11 protein-coding genes are annotated in these 19,959 nt (G+C 39.9%); 5 read left to right on the forward strand and 6 right to left on the reverse strand.

Annotation, left to right across the window (positions count from 1 at the left end; translation table 11 throughout):
• Positions 1-11: 11 nt before the first annotated feature.
• The 6 genes from V7K89_RS22630 to V7K89_RS22655 form a co-directional block, all read right to left on the reverse strand.
• Complete coding sequence (locus tag V7K89_RS22630) at positions 12-2,189, reverse strand: hypothetical protein (protein ID WP_335191119.1); 2,178 nt, start codon at positions 2,187-2,189, stop codon at positions 12-14.
• Between the two features lie 35 nt (positions 2,190-2,224).
• Entirely contained in the window at positions 2,225-2,995 is a 771-nt protein-coding gene (locus tag V7K89_RS22635; protein WP_335191121.1) for a class I SAM-dependent methyltransferase, read from the reverse strand.
• 19 nt (positions 2,996-3,014) lie between these two features.
• Positions 3,015-4,976 (reverse strand): NAD-dependent epimerase/dehydratase family protein, encoded by a 1,962-nt coding sequence (locus V7K89_RS22640; RefSeq protein WP_335191123.1) that lies wholly within the window; start codon positions 4,974-4,976, stop codon positions 3,015-3,017.
• Positions 4,977-4,979: 3 nt separating this feature from the next.
• Positions 4,980-5,885: a transketolase family protein gene (locus tag V7K89_RS22645; RefSeq protein ID WP_335191126.1), complete on the reverse strand. Its 906-nt coding sequence runs from the start codon at positions 5,883-5,885 to the stop codon at positions 4,980-4,982.
• The gene (locus tag V7K89_RS22650) at positions 5,882-6,706 is read right to left on the reverse strand and encodes a transketolase (protein WP_335191128.1); all 825 of its coding nucleotides are present in this window, start codon (positions 6,704-6,706) and stop codon (positions 5,882-5,884) included. The genes V7K89_RS22645 and V7K89_RS22650 overlap by 4 nt, the downstream gene beginning before the upstream one ends.
• Positions 6,707-7,257: 551 nt before the next feature.
• Entirely contained in the window at positions 7,258-7,593 is a 336-nt protein-coding gene (locus tag V7K89_RS22655; protein ID WP_335191130.1) for a hypothetical protein, read from the reverse strand.
• A gap of 832 nt (positions 7,594-8,425) precedes the next feature.
• On the opposite strand from V7K89_RS22655, the gene V7K89_RS22660 reads away from it, so the two are divergent.
• The 5 genes from V7K89_RS22660 to V7K89_RS22680 all read left to right on the forward strand — a co-directional run bounded on the left by V7K89_RS22660 (position 8,426) and on the right by V7K89_RS22680 (position 19,935).
• Positions 8,426-11,965 (forward strand): condensation domain-containing protein, encoded by a 3,540-nt coding sequence (locus V7K89_RS22660; protein ID WP_335191132.1) that lies wholly within the window; start codon positions 8,426-8,428, stop codon positions 11,963-11,965.
• A gap of 71 nt (positions 11,966-12,036) precedes the next feature.
• The gene (locus V7K89_RS22665; RefSeq protein WP_335191135.1) at positions 12,037-13,086 is read left to right on the forward strand and encodes a TauD/TfdA family dioxygenase; all 1,050 of its coding nucleotides are present in this window, start codon (positions 12,037-12,039) and stop codon (positions 13,084-13,086) included.
• A 23-nt stretch (positions 13,087-13,109) separates the two neighbouring features.
• Positions 13,110-16,370: a non-ribosomal peptide synthetase gene (locus tag V7K89_RS22670; protein ID WP_335191138.1), complete on the forward strand. Its 3,261-nt coding sequence runs from the start codon at positions 13,110-13,112 to the stop codon at positions 16,368-16,370.
• A 114-nt stretch (positions 16,371-16,484) separates the two neighbouring features.
• On the forward strand, positions 16,485-18,479 hold the full coding sequence (locus tag V7K89_RS22675; protein ID WP_335191141.1) for a carbamoyltransferase family protein: 1,995 nt from the start codon (positions 16,485-16,487) through the stop codon (positions 18,477-18,479).
• Between the two features lie 178 nt (positions 18,480-18,657).
• Positions 18,658-19,935 carry a glycosyltransferase gene (locus V7K89_RS22680; RefSeq protein ID WP_335191144.1) on the forward strand — a complete coding sequence of 426 codons (1,278 nt, stop codon included), beginning with the start codon at positions 18,658-18,660 and terminating at the stop codon, positions 19,933-19,935.
• Positions 19,936-19,959 lie beyond the last annotated feature (24 nt).

Here is a 19,959-nt window from a genome sequence, read left to right on the forward strand (position 1 = left end):
GCTTTTTGAAGCTATCGATTGATTTTCCAGATAGTAACCTTTTCTGATGAAGCTAGAATTTTATTAGAGCTTTCCCAGATAGACTGCATACAAAATGGATTATTTATAAGTAAGGGATGAGTTGAATACTCGATAACATGAGTCACTGGAGTTGTTGTCAGAAGTCGGCAAAATTGCTCTGATTGGGATGTTGTCCATAAGTCTTTAATAACTTTTTCTCGATTATCTGAGGGATAGATTTTCAATGATTGTCGATTTAAAGGATCTTCGTCGCTCGTCAATTCTAAATAAGCACTTCTCCCAGTAATACTACTTGCTAGTACACTATAATCATGAATATACTTATTAGTTAACATAACAGAATTTTGTGGCATATTGTCATGAAGATAAGCAAGTGCTAGCTGTTCGCTAGCACTTATCTCTAACTTCTGAGAATTGTACGTCATACCTAATTTATTTGGTTTGGTAAGCTGTTGAGTAGCCAGAGATAAGACGACAAAAGCAACCACAACACATATCTGTATTGATTGAGCTAAATATAGATTAAGCTGAAAAAATCGATAAACTTGATAGAGTCCAGGGATTATTAGTAAAAATAGATACCATCCTTGTACGATCAGTAATTCTGACCCAAGTGAGGAACCGTCATAATCATTTGTTAGACATATTGCGCCTAAAGTTGATGCAACTGGCATCCACACAATCAGACTTGTAAAAAGAAGAAACTCTTGACGTGCTGGTTTGCTTGAGAAGTAAATGCTGGAGATAATCAGCAAAGGAATACCTATTATCATTAAAACAACAAAAGCAGACGTAGATATTATTTGCCAAACCCATTTCAATACTGTTGAGTTATGAATTAAACTGTTTAGTAATGCATAAATATTTGTAGAAAATGGCCAATCATTAATCCAGTTAGTCGAATATTCAAAGTTAGTTATATTATTAAAGCCTAGTTTTAAACTCGCACTACCGCTCAAATAGATAGGCGATTGCATCTCCAGAAACATTACTAAACTTAAAGCCACGGCAAGACCAGCAGCAATAAGATATACTCTTTGTCTAGTACGTTTCCAACTGTAAGCTGTTAGTAACACAAAACCTGGCAGCATTGGCAAAAATACAATAGCTTGAAAACGGCTTGTTGCCACAACCATGATTGAAGTAACAAGCAAAACTATACTTACAGGTTGTTTCTTGTAGTAACGAACAGAAATCAGTAAAACTCCTAGAAAAATTCCATAAGCAACTAACATTCCACTATACATTTGTGGACTAGTTACGATGGTGAACTCTATTGAATTAGTAAACTGAGGAAACAAATTAAAATAAAAGTGAAAATAGCCAAGTGCTTTTTCTATCAAAGGAAAGTATGGAATAGCTACAATATACATTGTTGCTGTTGCTAAATATCCAGCGACCTTACTGTTAGTTAAAATCTTGACGATGCTGTACAGTGATAGACACATCCCAATTTCAATAATGATATAATGATAAACAAGTTGTGTCCGTAGCATATCTGTCTGACCTGTGAAGCGTGAGAGCAACATGGCTGTCAGATGAGAAAACATATGATAGGCTCGTTCAGGTATCCCTGCTCTAGTGGCTTGTTGTAGAGGTGGTACGTGTCTGGCTAATTCGTAGGCTCGACCGACAAAATAATTATAATCAAAATTCAGTAGCGATTGATAGGTATTAGTTGTAGGACTATATTTCCAAGTTATTTGGTAAGGAATGTTAACGACTAAACTCGCTGCAATCAATAAAGCAAGTACCCAGTCAAACTGTCGCCAACTCAGAGATTGAATCTGAATATTTAACCAATTTTTTCTGCGAGTTGAGTAAATAATCAATCCGATAAAAATTGCAATCTGTCCAATATAAAATAATAATTCCAGATAAAATACCGCTAAACCAAAGTAAATTAAAGTTGTTAGTGTATAGCTAGCGATCGCGCTGAATGTAAAACGAACTATCGGCTTTTGTACTTGTCGCTTTAACAACAAATAAAACAAAGCACCTAAAGGCATCCAAAGGAAAATTACACCTAAACCAAAGCGCAATAATTCAACGACATTCCATTGAGTTTCCCCTAAATAATAGACCAAAGCAAACAAAGTTATAGTAGCTAAAATTATAGTAATAAAAGTTGATTTTTTTTGAGTTATCTTTTCTGAGATTTCAAGCATCTTTTTATTTTTTTCAGAAATAAATTGCTTATTAATTATTTGTGAAGCCAAATGGTATAACCTAGTGGATCATCTTTAGAACCTAAGCTTAAAGCTAACGAAATATGTCCGACGATAATACACAAAATGAGAAATGGAAAAATAACTAAGCTTAATATAATTTTTAAAAGCCATGATATAAATTTTTTTGGAGATAATAAACCTCGAAAATAGACAACGATAATCTTAGAGACGATCACGGTAATATCTGTCCCTCTAGATATAATTTTAATTGATGAAAAATCTTGAAAGAGAATAGTGAGTGCGGAGGGTGTAAATCTATAATAGTCATAAGGAATATAGTGATATCTCGCTGACCAAGGTACTGTAACTATACCTAACCCTCCGACCTTTAAAACTCGATAAATATCAGCAATAAATTTTTCTGGCTCTTTTACATGTTCAAGAACTTCTGTACAGATGAAACAATCCATTGAACTATCAGCTAACGGAATATGTTGGCCATCAAAATGGATAATTTGAGAATTGTCATAGTCAAAATTTTTAGCTGCATCTTCGATATCAAGTCCGTAATATTGAGTCTTCTGACTATTCAGAAGATGCTTGTAGGGACTTTGTCCACAACCAATATCGATTACTTTACCTTGCATTTTGGGCAGAAATTCTTGCAAGTGCCGATATACAGTCTTCGTCTGAAAATCTAAAACTAGTCTCGCTTGAAATTTTAACTTATTGATAAAACTATCAGGGGGTGTATTGCTAACTGGTTTAAACCCTTCTTGCCTCTGAATCTTTTCATCATACATAATTCAGTCCTCAATTGACTTAAGTTTTAACACTATCGTAAGCGGATCTAATTTCTCCATTCTTAATAATAGTGCGACGAATAAAATGGGGTCTCTGCTTCACTTCTTCAAATATTTTGGCAATATACTCAGCAATAATACCAAGACCGAATAGATTAACTGAACCAAAAAATAATATAGTAATCAAAACAGTAGTTATGCCTCTAGGAGCCAAACCAGGAAATAGAATTCGACTAAGAATTTGCATAATTGCTAACAAGAGTGTAACTAGCAATAATACCGTTCCTATAAAACTGAGGATAGTTAAAGGAGTATAGCTAAAAGATAAAATTCCTTTCTTAGCCCAAGCAATGTTTTTTGCTAAATTATTAGTAGTTACACCAAACATTCTTTCTGGTCTTACATAATCTATCCCAATCTGTTTAAAGCCTACAAATGCCCTGACTCCTCGAAGGAATAAATCTCGCTCAGGAAACTGCAAAACCGCCTGAACAACTTTTTTATCCATCAAAGAAAAATCTCCTGCATCATGAGGAATTGAAAGATATGAAAAATAATCAAAAATCCTGTAGAAAGCTTTATAGGCAAGTTGCATAAAAAAAGGAGCTTTGCGTTTCTTACGACGACCATAGACGACATCATATCCTTCACGCCATTTTTCAACAAACTGTTCAATTAATTCTGGTAAATCTTGAAGATCGCCATCGAGTAAAACGCAGGCATTTTTAGTCGCTATTTCCATGCCACTTTTGAAAGCAGCTTGAGAGCCAAAATTACGGGAATGAGAAATTCCAATTACTCTTTTATCAATACGTGATATTTTCTGAACTATTTCTTCAGTATTATCAGGACTACAATCATTAACAAAGATAATTTCATAGTCTATTTTGAGTTTTATAAATGTCTCTTTTAGACGCTCATACATAATAGGAATCGCTTTATTATCCTTATAACAAGCGATGATAGCTGTTACGCTATATATGGTATCTAAGCCAAACTTTTTAGAACTTTGATGATATCTTTCTTTATCTTCTAATCCTTTATACCACTCAGTCGTCTTTAACAGACCATCTTTAAAGCTTGTCTGAGGTTTCCAAACCAAAAGCTCTTGGGCTTTTGTAACATCAGCATACCAATCAATAACATCCCAATGGCGATTTGCCATTGAATTATAAGTTGGCTCTCTATTAATGTTAAATATCTTGCTAGCAAAAACTGCTACATCATTAATAGTCATTTTTTGACCACTACCAATATTAAATGATTCTCCATAATCTTCCTTTTTTAAGTTCAATGCAGTATCAATAAATGCTTCACATGCATCATCAATATAAACAAAATCTCTAGAAATATCAGGACTAACAAAATTAGGATATTTACTTTCAAGCCCGCAGCGAATCAAATTCGGAATTAGCCTCGACGAATCTTCTAGGGGACCATAGACAGAATACAATCTTAAATTCGCACAAGGTAGTTGCCGTTTTTTTCCATAGAAATACAATAGATTGGCACAAGCAATCTTAGAGACTGCATAATCACTATTAGGGGCAGGTAGCTCAGTTTCACTCGGTCCAGCAGATTTGTCTCCGTATTCAGAAGAACTTCCAGCATGAACGTAACAGGATATCTGGCGAGAGGCTAATCGATCTAAAAGTTTGGCAGTTAGGTTAAAGTTGGTTTCATAGATCAATTGGCTATCTTTTTCAAAGGAATAAGCTCCAAAAGCTACGCAGTTAAATATTGTTCGCGGCTGAGTTTTATCTATTAAAAAATCAAGGTTGGAATCTACTAGCAAATCAACAACAATAACATTCTTGTTACTCAGTCCCTCTAATCGCCAAGCAGGGAAGCGAGAAGTAGTGCCAAAGACATCTTCCCTAACTTTGAGTAATTGCTTGAGTAAGTTGGCACCAATAAAGCCACTACCACCAAGAATTAAAATTGGGCCCTGTAGCCGCCTAATTTTCTGGTCTAAATCCATAAATTACCTCTTTAACTCTCTAATAAGGTTCGCAGCATCTAAGCCACATTCTTGACGATGAAAATTCTGAGAGCCATAAAGTCCAGATACATACCCTAAAGCATGGCGATGTGTGAACTGCGGTGGTGCACAATCCATCTCCAAAAGACAACGGGCAATTATCTGACCAACACTTCCCTGAGCCACATGTTCTTCAACTACAAACAAATGACGTGATTTTTGTAAGTCATCAAGGAAATCTTTTGGGATTTTAGCCGCCTCAATTGGCAATTCAGTTAAAACCCAAATGTCTGGACGATGACACTCACTTAAATGCTTTGCCGCCTCAAGGATACTTCCAGCCAAAGGTCCAATGGCTAAAATCGTGGCTCCTTCACCTTTTATCAATCGCCGCCAAGAAGAATAGTTAGGAAGTTCTAAATCCTTTGGTTTTTCACACCTACCGAGGCGTAAATAAGCAGGATGCTCAAAATTAGTAAGCTGATTGATAATCTCTGGAACGTCTGCGGCAAAAGCTGGCACAAAGACATGCATATTGCTTAAACAGAGCATAGTCCCATAGTCTTCAAGCGCATGATGCGTTGCTCCCATCACTCCATAGCCATAACCACCTCCATTACCAACCAGCCGCACAGGAAAATCATGCATACAGACATCATTGCGGATTTGCTCAAAAGGTCGGGCATAAACAAAGGGAGCAATACTATAAACCCAAGGTTGAAAACCTGCTTGAGCTAAACCGGCAGCCACAGATACCATATTTTGTTCTGCTACACCTGCATTAATAAAACGTTCGCCCAAACTTTCTTGCAAAGGTTCTAGAGCTTTGTATCCCAAGTCACCACTGAGAAATATCAACTTAGGATTAGTCGCACACTTGACAAGAGTTTCACAAAAGATGTTTCTCATATCCCCACCTCTTTTAGCGCCTGTTGATACTGATCTGGAGTCATTGGTAGATAGTGCCACTCCATCTTGTTCTCCATGAAGGAAACACCATTCCCCTTCTTGGTATGGGCAATGATGACGTGAGGCTTCTTATGAGTAGATGAAAGAGCTTCTCTAATGGCATCTAGATCGTGACCATTAATCTCAGTTACAGCACAGCCAAAAGCACGAAACTTTTCTGCCAATGGTTCTAAATTAGCTACTTCTTGCGTAGTCCCAAAACCTTGCAACCCATTACAGTCAATAATCATTGTTAATTGATGCAGCTTTTGATGCACAGCAAAAATGAGAGCTTCCCAATTAGAACCCTCATTCCATTCACCATCCGATAGTAAGCAAAAGATTCTTCCTGATTCACTCTTTAACTTCTTTGCTAGAGCTAATCCATTCGATAAAGACAAGCCATGACCCAAACTTCCTGTGGCAAACAGAATTTCAGGCATCCAACCGACAGGGGGATGTCCACTTAGCTTTGTGCCATCTTGATGAAACTTTTGTAGGTCTTCATCAGTTAAGCGCCCCAAAGACCATAAAGTAATATAAAATGCTCCAGCAGCATGACCTTTAGAGAGAACAAATGCATCACCTTCATTCAAAAGTTTGTGGTACAAAACCATTAATAAATCCAGTGATGACAAGTTCCCGCCAATATGACCAACACTACTTTCAAAGTGCATTCTAAGTAATCGTACTTTAGCTTGGCTAATAATCTTTGTTAGTATTTTGTTACTGCTTTGAGATGGTGTAAGCAAAACTACATTAGGATTAAATGTGTTCGACATTTTGTTTAGTTGATTGAGTTTTATAATCAGAAAATAGATTTGTATAAAATTAAAAATAAGCCATTTTTTTTGGACTATTTCAAGAAAATTGCCAAAGAATAATCAAGCCAAAAGCTAAACAAAATTTAAAACAAATGTATACATAATAACTCCAATAGCAAAAGATGCACTATTAACTAATCTGAAAACTTCAGAAATATGAATTGCATTTAACTATCCGAAAAGAGTTACTAAGCAGACTGGAGTTGGAAAGCGAGTATATCAATGCACCAAAATGACCATATAACATACAGTAAACGCAGAGTATGAAATGCGATAAGAACTAAAAGAGGCTAAAAAGCTTAAGTTCTCAGCGTTGATGGCAACATCCCAGTTGTCGCGTTGGTAAAACAGAGCCGCATCGAATCGGGTATAGGCAGGTATCTTGTACTCGCACAGAATAAATTTACCACCCAGGCGATCGCTGACAAAATATTTACTTAACCCAAAGCCTAAAATTCACTACTTGCAATTGTTGTCTTTTATCAGTCTATAAAATTATCCCCATATCCTTAAAGGTTGGGTTTGCCTTCACCCCCCCTAACTTGCACGATTTCTTGGGAAGGCGCTGTTTGTTGTGCTGGCAATTGCACTAATAACAATTGATTGTTCTTGGCTGGATTCTCTATCTCACTTACTTGTCGAATCTGTCGGATTAGTTCAACAGTCTGTCTTTTGGTAATCAGGCCTGTTTGTTGAGTAAAGTCTTCCTTAGCGTCGGTGGACACTATACTCTTATGAACTCTAACTCTAAGTGATAATATTTCCTCACTTCTAGTAGGTTCTTTCACCAACACCACGATCGCACTTGTCAGCAATAGACCGAGAACAAACTGTTTAGACTTCATTCTTGTTTTCTGACTCCGTTACACCACTTAATATTTAGTTGACATATACTAGCATTTAAAGAGTATTGAAATCTATTTGCATTAAAAAAGCAAGCTTAATGAAATAAAAACAAATAATAATTTACACAATTGAAAAAAAATTTCAACAATACTACTACTCTTGATTAGTACTAATTCATACAAAAAACTTTATAGTGTCAAGTCGATATTCTGATATCTTGTACCTAATCGTATAAACCAAGACTAGGCTAAAAGTAGCGCGATCAAGTTACATTGCTTTTTAAACTTTTTTGATAAATTAGGGGTTTTAAGGCTAATACTGAGTAATTAAAATATGTAATATTTGGGGCAAGATGCCAGTATTAATAAAGCCCTCATCATACACATTCATTTTTATTTACCATGATACACAAAAAATTTTATCGAATAGTGGCAGCTAATTTATTAGCTATTATTGATAAGTATTCTTTATTATGAGCAAGTTGCTAAAGGCAGTAAACTTGCTATATAGTGCTAGTGCTAATTAAAAATAACTTTCAATATACCTGAGCCAAGATTTAGGTGACCGACCGAAAAGGAGGGCACTTGAAGTTGGGTGACTTAGGGAGGCAGGGAGAGAAAACTCTCCCTAGGCGATCGCAGAGCAACTAAATTTATTTATGGAAAAAGGAAAAAGGAAAAAGGATTTGAACCGAGATTGGTCGCAACGAGCTTTCTTGATGTCTTTTTACTGAGCCGCCTAGATTTATCAATGGGGTTTTTCCCCCTGCTTCGATCTGGATTTCCCTGATTTCACCATTGTTTACGTGCATCTGATTGCTTGAGGCGGAAAATGTCTTCAATTCTCAATAGATTTCCACAAATTTCCGATCAGTGTACGACAGTCGTTGATCTTCTGCGGGATCGCAGTTCAACACAGCCGCACACACAAGCGTTCACTTTCCTCGAAGATGGAGAAACTCAGGAATCAACGCTAACTTACCATGAGTTGGATCGTCGCAGTCGGGCTATAGCATCTCAACTCCAAGCTTTTGGTTTAAGTGGAGAACGTGCTATATTGCTCTATCCTCCGGGACTAGATTACTTAACAGCATTTTTCGGTTGCTTATATGCTGGAGTAGTTGCAGTTCCGGCTTACCCGCCGCGCAATCAACGTAATACGCCCAGAATTCAGGCAATTATCGCAGATGCACAAGCAGCAATTATTTTAACGACAACAACGCTCCTCCCTAACGTCAAGTCTTTATTGACAAAACACACAGACCAGGGAAATTTACGTTGGCTGACAACTGACAACCTAGCCCAAAGCATAGAAGATTCTTGGCAACAACCTGCAATTGATGCGCAGAGACTAGCGTTTCTGCAATATACATCTGGTTCTACAGGCACCCCTAAAGGTGTCATGCTTAGTCATGGCAACCTACTACATAATGCTGCCGTGACTTACCAAATCATGGAACATTCACCTGAGAGTCAGTTTGTCTCTTGGCTACCCGTTTACCATGACATGGGACTGATTGGTGGAATACTGCAACCATTATATGGAGGGTTTCCTTGCATCTTGATGTCTCCCACCTCATTTTTACAACGTCCATATCGATGGTTGCAGGCAATTTCTCACTATCGGGGTACAACTAGTGGTGGCCCCAACTTTGCCTATGAGTTGTGCATTCAGAGGATTACTCCTGAGCAAAGGTCTACTCTTGACTTAAGTAGTTGGAATGTCGCCTTTAATGGTTCTGAACCCATCAAATTAGAGACTCTAGAGCGATTTTCAGCCACTTTTACTGAGTGTGGCTTTCGTCCAGAAGGGTTCTATCCTTGTTATGGTATGGCAGAAGCAACTCTAATGGTTTCTGGTGGGATCAAGAAAGCTTTACCTCCTTGCAAAACAGTTGCAAAGTCTGCATTGGAGAAGCATCAAGTCATTGAAGCAGCCACTAGTGATGATATTCAGACCTTTGTCAGTTGCGGTCAAAGTGTACCACAACAGCAAATTGTCATTGCACACCCAGAGACTCTTAAGCGTTGTCAACCCGACGAAGTGGGCGAAATCTGGATATCAGGACTCAGTGTTGGTCAAGGTTATTGGAATCGTCCTGAGGAGACAAAACAAACATTCCACGCTTCCCTCAAAGACCCAGATTATAGGCTATTTTTACGCACAGGTGATTTAGGTTTTTTGGACAACGGAGAACTATTTATCACAGGTCGAGCCAAAGATTTAATCATTATCCGTGGTCGCAACCTTTATCCGCAAGACTTAGAGTTGACTGTAGAACGTAGCCATTCATTATTGCGTTCAGGTAGTGGTGCAGCTTTCTCAGTTGAGGCAGAGAATGAAGAACGCTTAGTTGTGGTGCAAGAGTTAGAGTTTCGCGCCAAACCAAATATTGAGGAAGTCATTGTAGCAATTCGTCAAGCTGTGGCTGAGGAGCATGAGGTACAAGTATCCGCAGTGGTGCTGATTAAACCAGGCACTATTCCCAAAACCTCTAGTGGTAAGATTCAACGCCGTGCCACAAAAGCCGATTTTCTGACGAACAAGCTGGAAGTCGTTGGTAGCAGTATTCAGAAAACTGTTAATAATATTGATGGAAACGAAAATAGGTTACAGCGTGAAGCTCTTTTAGCCCTCAGCCCACGCAAGCAACAGCCGCTGTTAGAGTCTTATCTTCAAGAACAGATAGCACGGGTACTTGCAATTCCACTGTATGAAATCAACCTTCAACAGCCACTAAGCTCCTTAGGACTTGATTCTTTAAGAGTCATTGAGTTAAAAAACAGGATTGAGGATGATCTGCAAGTTACCGTACCCATAGCAGACTTTTTTGAAGGTATTCACATCACTCAGCTAGCGACAAAGATACTTGCCAAACTGACAACGGCAGCTTGTATACCGTCAGTAACCCTTACCCAAATCCGGAAACTCACCGACTTTCATCCTCTATCTTTTGCCCAACAGCGACTGTGGTTTCTTAACCAATTGCAGCCAGGCAACCCTTTCTACAACATTTCTGTTGTCATGCACTTCAAAGGTGTACTCAACGTAGCGGCGCTAGAGCAAAGCTTCAATGAAATCGTTCGACGACATGAAGCCTTGCGAACGGCGTTTACTACTGTAGATAGGAAGCCAATGCAGGTGATTCGCCCAAATTTCACCTTAACCTTGCCTGTGGTAAATCTGCGGGATCTTCCTGAAATTCACCGTGCAGCCGAGATGCAGTGGCTAGCCACTCAGGAGGCTCGGCAGCCTTTTGATTTGACACAGGGATCATTGCTACGAGTGACTCTTCTACAATGCGGCGAGCAAGAACATCTGATGTTGTTGACAATGCACCACATTGTCTGTGACGGCTGGTCTATGGGAGTTCTCTTTCGGGAACTGACAATGCTCTATGAAGTTTATTCTAAGGAACAGCCCACGCCTTTACCTGAGTTGCTCATTCAATATGCAGATTATACAATCTGGCAACGCCAGTGGCTAGAAGGGGAAGTATTGGAGTCGCAACTAACTTACTGGAAAAAACAACTGAACAATCTCCCGATACTACAACTGCCCACTGACCATCCTCGACCAGCAGTTCAAACTTTCCAAGGTAGACGGCAATCTCTAATGCTGTCTAGGTCGTTGACGGATGCTCTCAAGGTGTTGAGTCAGCAGCAGGAAGTGACGCTGTTTATGACATTGCTAGCAACCTTTAAAATGCTGTTGCATTGGTACACAGATCAGGAAGAAATTGTGGTCGGTACAGATATTGCAAACCGCAATCAAGCGAAAACTGAGCCACTAATCGGTTTTTTTGTCAACCAACTGGTATTACGTATTAACCTGTCTGGAAACCCCACTTTTGAGGAGTTATTAGAGCGAGTGCGCGAGGTAACTATAGGGGCTTACGCACATCAGGAGATGCCCTTTGACAAGTTAGTGGAAGTATTGAACCCACAACGCACTTTAAGTCATACGCCCCTATTTCAAGTCAAGCTTGTGCTACAAAATGCACCCATGCCGCCTTTAGCGCTTTCAAGTTTAACTGCGAGTGTCACGGAGGTTGATAGTCAAACTGCAAAGTATGACTTGCTGCTGAATTTGACGGAGACAGAGCAAGGTTTAATCGGTTGGATGGAATATAGCACAGACTTATTTGAGGCTGTTACTATCACACAGTTGTTGTCACATTTTCAAACACTTTTACGTACTGTTGTAGTTCAACCTCATCTTAGGTTGAACGTCCTCAAAGAAATTTTAGTTGCAGCAGACAGAGAAAAACAAATTGTCAAAGAACGAGAAATTAAACAAGCTAGTCTTCAGAAATTTAAAAATGTGAAGCGGAAAGCGATTGAGGAAGAGTTGGCATTAGAGAAAAATTGAATCTCAAAAGTTTGAGGTTAAAGAGTTACCACCTTATTAATTGTAGTGTGAATTCCTAGTAGTTAGTAATTATGAAAAAATCTCCAACCGACAAGTTTGAGATCAAAAAGTTGCCAAGCTTAAGGCGGCAAGCTATGAGCTTGTCCCAAGATGGATTAATCAAAACAGAATTTCTTCAGACTGGAGGGTTGTTGCCTTTAATAGTCCAGCCTACTGTTGAAGGAGTCAATCTCGCAGTTTGGGCTATACGCAATCGGTCTTTTATCGAAACAGAATTGCTGAAATGTGGAGGAATACTTTTTCGTAACTTCAAGGTAAATGGAGTGGCTGAGTTTGAGGAGATCATCGGCTCTATATCGGGAGAGTTATTAAAGTATCAAGAACGTTCCTCCCCCCGCAGTCACGTAAATGGTAATATTTATACATCAACTGATTACCCTGCTAACCAAAGTATTTTCCTACATAATGAAAATTCCTACCAGCATACATGGCCTTTAAAAATATTCTTTTTTTGTATCACACCGCCGCAGCAGGGAGGAGAAACACCAATTGCCGACGTGAGAAAAGTTTTTCAACACATCAACCCAAAAATTAGAGAACTATTTATTCAAAAGCAGGTGATGTATGTTCGCAACTTTGGCAATGGATTTGGTCTTCCCTGGCAAACAGTTTTTCAAACCACGGACAAGCTAGAAGTCGAAGAATACTGTCGCAAAGCTGGCATTGAGACTGAATGGAAAGACAGTAATTACTTGAGAACAAAACAAGTTCGTCAAGCTGTTACAAAGCATCCAAAAACTAATGAAATGCTCTGGTTTAATCACGCTGCTTTTTTTCATATATCTAGCTTAGAATCAACGATGCGTGAGTCCCTTTTAGCAGAGTTTAGAGAGTCAGACCTTCCCCAAAATACCTATTATGGTGATGGCTCGACTATTGAGTCTTCGGTGTTAGATGAGATTCGCTCTTGCTATCAACAAGAAACGGTGACTTTCCCCTGGCAGGAGGGAGATATTTTAATGCTAGACAATATGCTAGTGGCTCATGGACGTGCGCCATTTGTCGGTTGTCGAAAAATTGTGGTGGGAATGGCTGAACCCTATAGTCACAGAGCCATTTAGGGCAAAAAATACAGGCTAGAGATATGCAAAAGAAAGTTATCAGAGGTTTTCGACTTTCACCACAGCAGAAGCATCTATGGTTGTTACAGCAAGAGGAGGCAATGCTACCTTATCGTGCTCAGTGTGCTATCCAAATTGAGGGAAATTTCAACAGAAAAATTTTTGAGACGGCTTTAGAGAATGTCTTAAACCGACATGAAATTTTGCGTACTACTCTTGGTTGTTTGCCGGGTATGGATATTCCCCTGCAAATTATTAGCGATCCGCTACCTGTGGGAACTGTTGGTAACGATCGTGATCGCATATTTCCATCAATTCATGAGTATAATTTTAGGAGTCTGACTCCGCAAGCACAAGAAGTTAAAATTGAGGCACTTTTTCAGGAAGTAAGTCAGCTAACTGGTGATTTTGAGCAAGGTTCACTTTTGCATCTGACCTTGGTTAAGTTGTCTGATAATAGATATACGTTGCTGCTCAGTTTGCCTGCCCTCTTGGCGGATGCCGGAACGCTGAAGAATTTGGTGCGTGAAATCGCTGTTTCATACGCAGCTTGCTTACATGGCGAACAGCTATTTGATGAACCGATACAGTATGCTGATGTATCCGAAATTCTCAATGACTTACTGGAGTCAGAGGAGACAAAAGCTGGAAGAGAGTATTGGTGTCAGCTAGATTTTTCTGATCTTTTAACTTTAAAGCTCACAAGCGAAAATCAGCCTCCGGCCGAACCAGGATTCTCACCTAAGTTTGTCATCGGTGCGATCGCCGATCAGTTAGCAGCAGAGATTGCAGCGATCGCCCAGAAGTATGAAACTACGACAGAAGTCGTTTTACTAACTTGCTTGGCAATTTTGCTCTGGCGACTCACACAGCAGTCAAAAATTCTGATTGGTACTGCCTGTGATGGTCGCAACTATGAGGGATTAGAGTCAGCTTTCGGGCTGTTTGCGAAATATTTACCGCTTGTTTGTCATCTCGAAGAAAATTGGACATTTAGCGAGATTTTGCAGCAAGTTAACGAATTTAGCCGTCAGAATGCTGAATGGCAGGAATATTTTACCCCAGAACAGACTGCGGAAACTACTTCTTTCTTCCCCTTTTGTTTCGACTTTGAACACAGACAACCAAAGTATTCTGTAAACAACAATTTATCACTTTCCGTTTATCAGCAGTCCGCATATATTGACAGATTTAAAGTAAAACTCTCTTGTCTGTGTCGGGAAGATTCTTTGGGTTACGAATTTCACTATGATTCCAATCTATTCCCAACTGAGGATATCAAACGTTTGGCGGAGCAATTTCAGACTTTGTTAGAAAGCGTTGCCAACAATCCTCAAGCAGTAATTAGTCGCTTAGAGATTTTGAGCGATCGCCAGCGGCAGCAATTACTGATTGAGTTCAACAATACAAAAACCACTTATCCAAATGACAAGTGTATCCACCATTTGTTCCAAGAACAAGTAGAGCGAACTCCAGATAACATTGCCGTGATATCTGCGACGGAGCAACTAACTTATGGTTCGGTCAACACCAGAGCAAATCAACTCGCGCACTACCTACAGCGACTGGGAGTCGGGCCAGATGTACTGGTGGGGATTTGCGTAGAGCGATCGCCACTGATGATAGTTGCAGTGTTGGGCATTCTCAAAGCCGGTGGAGCCTACGTGGCGATTGAACCAACCTATCCACTGGAGCGACAAGCCTACATCATAGCAAATAGTAATGTACCGATACTGTTGACCCAGCAGCATCTAGCAGCGAGCTTACCTACAGATGGAACCAAAGTCATTTGCCTAGATATTAATTGGGAAGACATAGCCCAGGAAAATACAGCCAACCCGGTCAGTCAAACAATCCCTGAAAACTTGGCCTATGTCATCTATACCTCTGGCTCCACTGGTAAGCCCAAGGGAACATTGATTCCCCACCGAGGGCTAGTCAACTACCTAAGTTGGTGTATGCAAGCTTATACAGTTGAGCAAGGAACAGGGACGCTAGTTCACTCACCTTTAGGATTTGACCTCACAATCACAAGTCTATTTTCACCCTTACTAGTGGGTTGTCAAGTAAAACTGCTGCCAGAAAACCAAGGCATTGAGACGCTTTACACTGCTTTGAGTCAAAGCTCCAATTTAAGCTTAGTCAAACTTACACCTGCTCACTTGGAATTGCTTGGTCAGCAGTTCTCTCCTCAAGAAGCAACCGGTCGCACGCGAGCTTTCATCATCGGGGGCGAAAACCTATTGGCACAGAACATTGCCTTCTGGCAGAAGTTTGCTCCTGACACCATACTAGTGAATGAATACGGACCAACAGAAACCGTAGTTGGCTGCTGCATTTACCAGGTAAATGACAAGCAGCAGTCAGGCTCAATTCCCATTGGTCGCCCAATCGCTAACACCCAGCTTTACGTATTGGATCGACACTTGCAGCCAGTAGCAATCGGTGTGGTGGGTGAACTGCACATTGGCGGCCAAGGAATGGCACGAGGTTATCTGAACCTACCTGAGCTGACAGCCGAAAAGTTTATTCCCAACTCCTTCAGCAACAAACCAGGGGAGCGTTTATACAAAACAGGCGACCTGGCTCGTTATCGTTGTGATGGAACTCTTGAGTTTCTGGGACGGATTGATAACCAAGTCAAGCTCCGAGGTTTCCGCATTGAACTAGGAGAAATTGAGGCGACTCTTTTAGAGCATCCGGGTGTGCAAGAGTCTGTAGTTGTGGTGCATGAAGATGCTTCAGGCAACCAGCGTTTAGTTGCATATATTGTTTTGAGGGCAGATTTATCCACTTCCATCAGCGAACTAAGTCAATTTCTCAAACAAAAACTACCTGAGTACATGGTTCCCTCAGCTTATTTACAACTAGATGCATTACCATTAACCTCTAATGGTAAAATAAATAGAAAATCCCTCTTGGTCGTGGAAGAGTTTCGACCAGAGTTGAAAGTTACTTATTCACCACCCACTACTGAGGTGGAACAAACAATTGCTGCTGTTTGGCAAGAGGTACTTCACTTAGAAAAGGTGGGTATTCATGACAACTTTTTTGACATAGGTGGTCATTCGTTGTTAATTGCTCAAGTTCATAGCCAATTGCAGGAACTGTTGCAGCAAGACTTATCAATCATTGAACTGCTTGAACACCCAACTATACATTCGTTGGCGAAATATTTAAATGAGGGAAAAGACGCACAGCTAGAAATCAAGCAAGTTCGCGATCGCGCTGGGAAGCAAAAAGAGGTGATAAATCGCCAAAAACAACTTCGCACAAAGAGATAGAGATTACTCATGGAATTTATGCGTCAAGCAACAATTTTTTAACGAACCACCAAGGATACCAAGAGCGCAAGGAAAGAAGCAAAAAGTCACTGTAAAACATTAAAGGAGTGAAAAATGTTGGTATTAGGGTTTTGTGGAGGACCAGAACTCATTTACGAAAATCTATACGGATTTCCAACCTCAGCATCTCATGACTCGGCAGCAGTTTTAATTGAAGATGGAGAAGTTGTTTTTGCAATCGAAGAAGAAAGGCTCAATCGAATAAAACATACAAACAAGTTTCCTACTCAATCATTACATTTGTGTTTAAAGAACCACGGCGTCAAATTACAGGACATAGACTTGATTGCCTTTTACTGCTCAAAGGATTACTTAGAGCAATGGTTGAAGGGACTTTTTTTGGAATCTACTCAGGTCAAAACAATTGACTCTATCACTTTTTTTCAGGATCTTTTTCGTAAAGGATTAAACTCTGAAATAGATCCAAATAGGCTGTGTTTTGTTCCTCATCATCATACACATGCAATGAGCACACTAGCACTTTCTGGTTGTGAAAGTAGCCTTGTGATCACATTCGATGGAGAGGGGGATAGTAGTGCTGGTACAGTTTGTGAGGGGGAGGGGACAATGCTGAGGCAAATAGCCGAGATTCCCACCTCGAAATCTCTTGGCCATTTTTATAACCACATAATAGCTTTTTTGGGGTATAGCAACTTTGATGAATACAAAGTTATGGGACTAGCTCCTTATGGTAATCCAGAAAGATATAGAAGTTTATTTCAAACACTATACACATTACTTCCCAACGGAGATTATGAGATTCACCACGACAAGATCATCTCACTTTTTGATTTAGGGATGCCGCGTCGAAGAGGAGAACCATTTACGCAAATGCATAAAGACATTGCCGCCTCCGTCCAAGAAGCTTTGGAAAATATAGCTTTTCATATTATTCGATTTTATAAACAAGAAACTAAGCATAAAAATTTATGTATGGCCGGGGGAGTAGCTCATAATTGTACTCTTAATGGAAAAATACTGCGCTCTGGAATGTTTGAAAATGTATTTGTACAGCCTGCGGCTCATGATGCAGGATGCGCTTTAGGAGCAGCTTTATATGCATACTATAAGGCAAAACCTACAGCTAAGAAGCCTTTCAAATTAGAGCATGTATATTGGGGAACAGATATTGGCGGTGCCTTCTTAGTGTTGAGCCAATTGAGGCGATGGCAGGATTTTATTGCTTTCGAGCAATTAATTGATGTTGCCGGACAGACAGCAGAATTGCTCGCAAGTGGTTATGTTGTGGGATGGATTCAAGGACGTTCAGAGTTTGGGCCTAGGGCTTTAGGGAACAGAAGTATTATTGCAGATCCTCGTCCAGAAGAAAATAAAAAGCGTATCAACAAAATGATAAAAAAACGGGAAGGCTATAGACCTTTTGCACCATCAGTTTTAGAAGAGGAAGTTGATGAATTCTTTGAGGTTCCGCCTAATCAAAAACATTTTCCATTCATGAACTTTGTGGTCAATGTTAGAGAAGAAAAACGTAATCTTTTGGGAGCAGTGACCCATGTTGATGGATCAGCAAGAATACAAACTGTATCACGGAAAGTTAACGAAAGATATTGGGATTTGATTCACTCATTTCAAAAGTTAACAGGTGTTCCAGTTTTGCTCAACACATCGTTCAACAATAACGTTGAACCAATTATAGATTCTGTTGAAGATGCAGTAGTTTGTTTTTTAACTACGGGACTAGACTATCTCGTTGTGGGAGAGTATTTGATTAACAAGAAGGAGGTATCTTGGCGTAATTATCTATCTCTTAGGCTTTCACTCCCCCTTTATATTTCGTTACATCAAGTTAAGAAAGTTAGTTCAGACGATAAGTTCAGCAATTTCTCTTATATTGGAAATAGCTACAATGCAGAGTCTCAGGTTGGAGTATCAGCCGAAGTATTTCGTTTTTTGACGTTGGCGAACAGTGAGAAGACTATAGCGAACATTCTTGAGGAGGATGGCGTAACTGAACAAGGAATCGCTCAAAGAATTGTTCAGGAGCTTATAGAATTATGGTCGAGGCGTTTGATTGTACTACAACCATAAACTCAAAACCTAGTGAACAATATTGATAAGTTTTAGTAAGTTGAGTTACTTATCCAAAAACCCGAATCACATTTCAAAATCATTAGTGTTTGTTGCTGTATTAAAAAATAAAAATTTAAAGAGATTTTTCCTGCTCATTAATCCAGCAAAATTGGATTACTCCTAGTTGAAAAGAGATATGCGTATTACTATTGTTACAGGTGGTTCCCTTGGCGATCTTCAACCTTATGTTGCATTAGGACTGGGATTGCAACAAGTAGGACATGTAGTAAAGCTAGTGGCTTTTACTAATCAAGCTCGTCAAGAGTTTATCAGCCAATGGGGTCTAGACTGTGTTTGTATGGATATACATGTTGAAGAATTTTTGACAGAGCCATTCTGGAAATGGCTCCATCCTAACCCCGCTTACGTCTTTGATAATATTAGGAGTGTTCTGCAACCTCTTGAAGACAGCTACTTGTCTCAACTCCTCGATCTTTGCCAGGGAGCAGAGGCAATTATCTTGGGTCATTTTGCATTGCTGGGTTATGATATCATCGAAAAGTTGGGTGTACCTTGCTATGCAGCCTGTATCCCACCAATTAGTCCAACAAACGCTTTTCCTCACCCTGCTGCACCAATCGAATTGCGTTTAGGTGGAATCTACAACAGGCTAACCTACTTCTTGTTTGATAAACTTTTATGGCGATCTGTTAGACAGCCGATAAACCAGTGGCGACAGGAAGTCCTAAAATTAACTCCTATTGCTTGGTGGTTAAGCCCAGTTCATCGTCTACATCGGCAAAAACTACCTTTTCTTTATGGCTACAGCCCATCTTTACTACCTAAACCGTCTGAATGGCCTGATTGGTTGCACGTTACTGGCTACTGGTTTATAGATTGTCCTGAAAATTGGCAGCCACCTGTAGATCTAGTAGATTTTATTGCAATTGGGTCACCGCCAGTGTACGTTGGTGTTCGTGGTTTAACAGACTTGGAACTGAAACTGGTATTGTCAGCGATCGCCCAGACAGGTCAAAGGTGCATCTTACAAGTACCAGGAGAACTCAATGGAGAAAACAGCCTCAGTGAGGATTTCGATTTATCAGATAAAGTCTTTAAACTTTCTGAATGGGTGCCATTTGATTGGCTATTCCCGCAAATGGCAGCACTTGTGCATCATGGAGGTGCTGGTACATTAGCTTATGGCGTGCGATCGGGTGTACCTTCTATAAGCATACCAAACGGAGATGACCGATTTTTTTGGGCGCATCGTGTAGCAGAGTTAGGTCTAGGTCCAAAGCCGATTTTGCCACACCAATTATCTGCCCAGCGGTTAGCAGATGCGATTCGACTAGCCACCAATGATCAGTCAATGCAAGCTTGTGCAGCTGCAATGGGGCGAAAGATCCAAGCAGAAAACGGAGTGGTTCGAGCGATCGAGGCTTTTCATCGCCATTTGCCAAATAAAGTATAGAAATCAACTTTTCCTACAGATAAT

This window comes from Nostoc sp. (assembly GCF_036917515.1).
In the GTDB taxonomy this organism is placed as follows: Bacteria; Cyanobacteriota; Cyanobacteriia; order Cyanobacteriales; family Nostocaceae; genus Nostoc.

Excerpts from the sequence above, each read along its gene's own strand:
- V7K89_RS22630 (WP_335191119.1), bottom strand. The coding sequence starts at position 2,189 with ATGCTTGAAATCTCAGAAAAGATAACTCAAAAAAAATCAACTTTTATT.
- V7K89_RS22635 (WP_335191121.1), bottom strand. The coding sequence starts at position 2,995 with ATGTATGATGAAAAGATTCAGAGGCAAGAAGGGTTTAAACCAGTTAGC.
- V7K89_RS22640 (WP_335191123.1), bottom strand. The coding sequence starts at position 4,976 with ATGGATTTAGACCAGAAAATTAGGCGGCTACAGGGCCCAATTTTAATT.
- V7K89_RS22645 (WP_335191126.1), bottom strand. The coding sequence starts at position 5,885 with ATGAGAAACATCTTTTGTGAAACTCTTGTCAAGTGTGCGACTAATCCT.
- V7K89_RS22650 (WP_335191128.1), bottom strand. The coding sequence starts at position 6,706 with ATGTCGAACACATTTAATCCTAATGTAGTTTTGCTTACACCATCTCAA.
- V7K89_RS22655 (WP_335191130.1), bottom strand. The coding sequence starts at position 7,593 with ATGAAGTCTAAACAGTTTGTTCTCGGTCTATTGCTGACAAGTGCGATC.
- V7K89_RS22660 (WP_335191132.1), top strand. The coding sequence starts at position 8,426 with ATGTCTTCAATTCTCAATAGATTTCCACAAATTTCCGATCAGTGTACG.
- V7K89_RS22665 (WP_335191135.1), top strand. The coding sequence starts at position 12,037 with ATGAAAAAATCTCCAACCGACAAGTTTGAGATCAAAAAGTTGCCAAGC.
- V7K89_RS22670 (WP_335191138.1), top strand. The coding sequence starts at position 13,110 with ATGCAAAAGAAAGTTATCAGAGGTTTTCGACTTTCACCACAGCAGAAG.
- V7K89_RS22675 (WP_335191141.1), top strand. The coding sequence starts at position 16,485 with ATGTTGGTATTAGGGTTTTGTGGAGGACCAGAACTCATTTACGAAAAT.
- V7K89_RS22680 (WP_335191144.1), top strand. The coding sequence starts at position 18,658 with ATGCGTATTACTATTGTTACAGGTGGTTCCCTTGGCGATCTTCAACCT.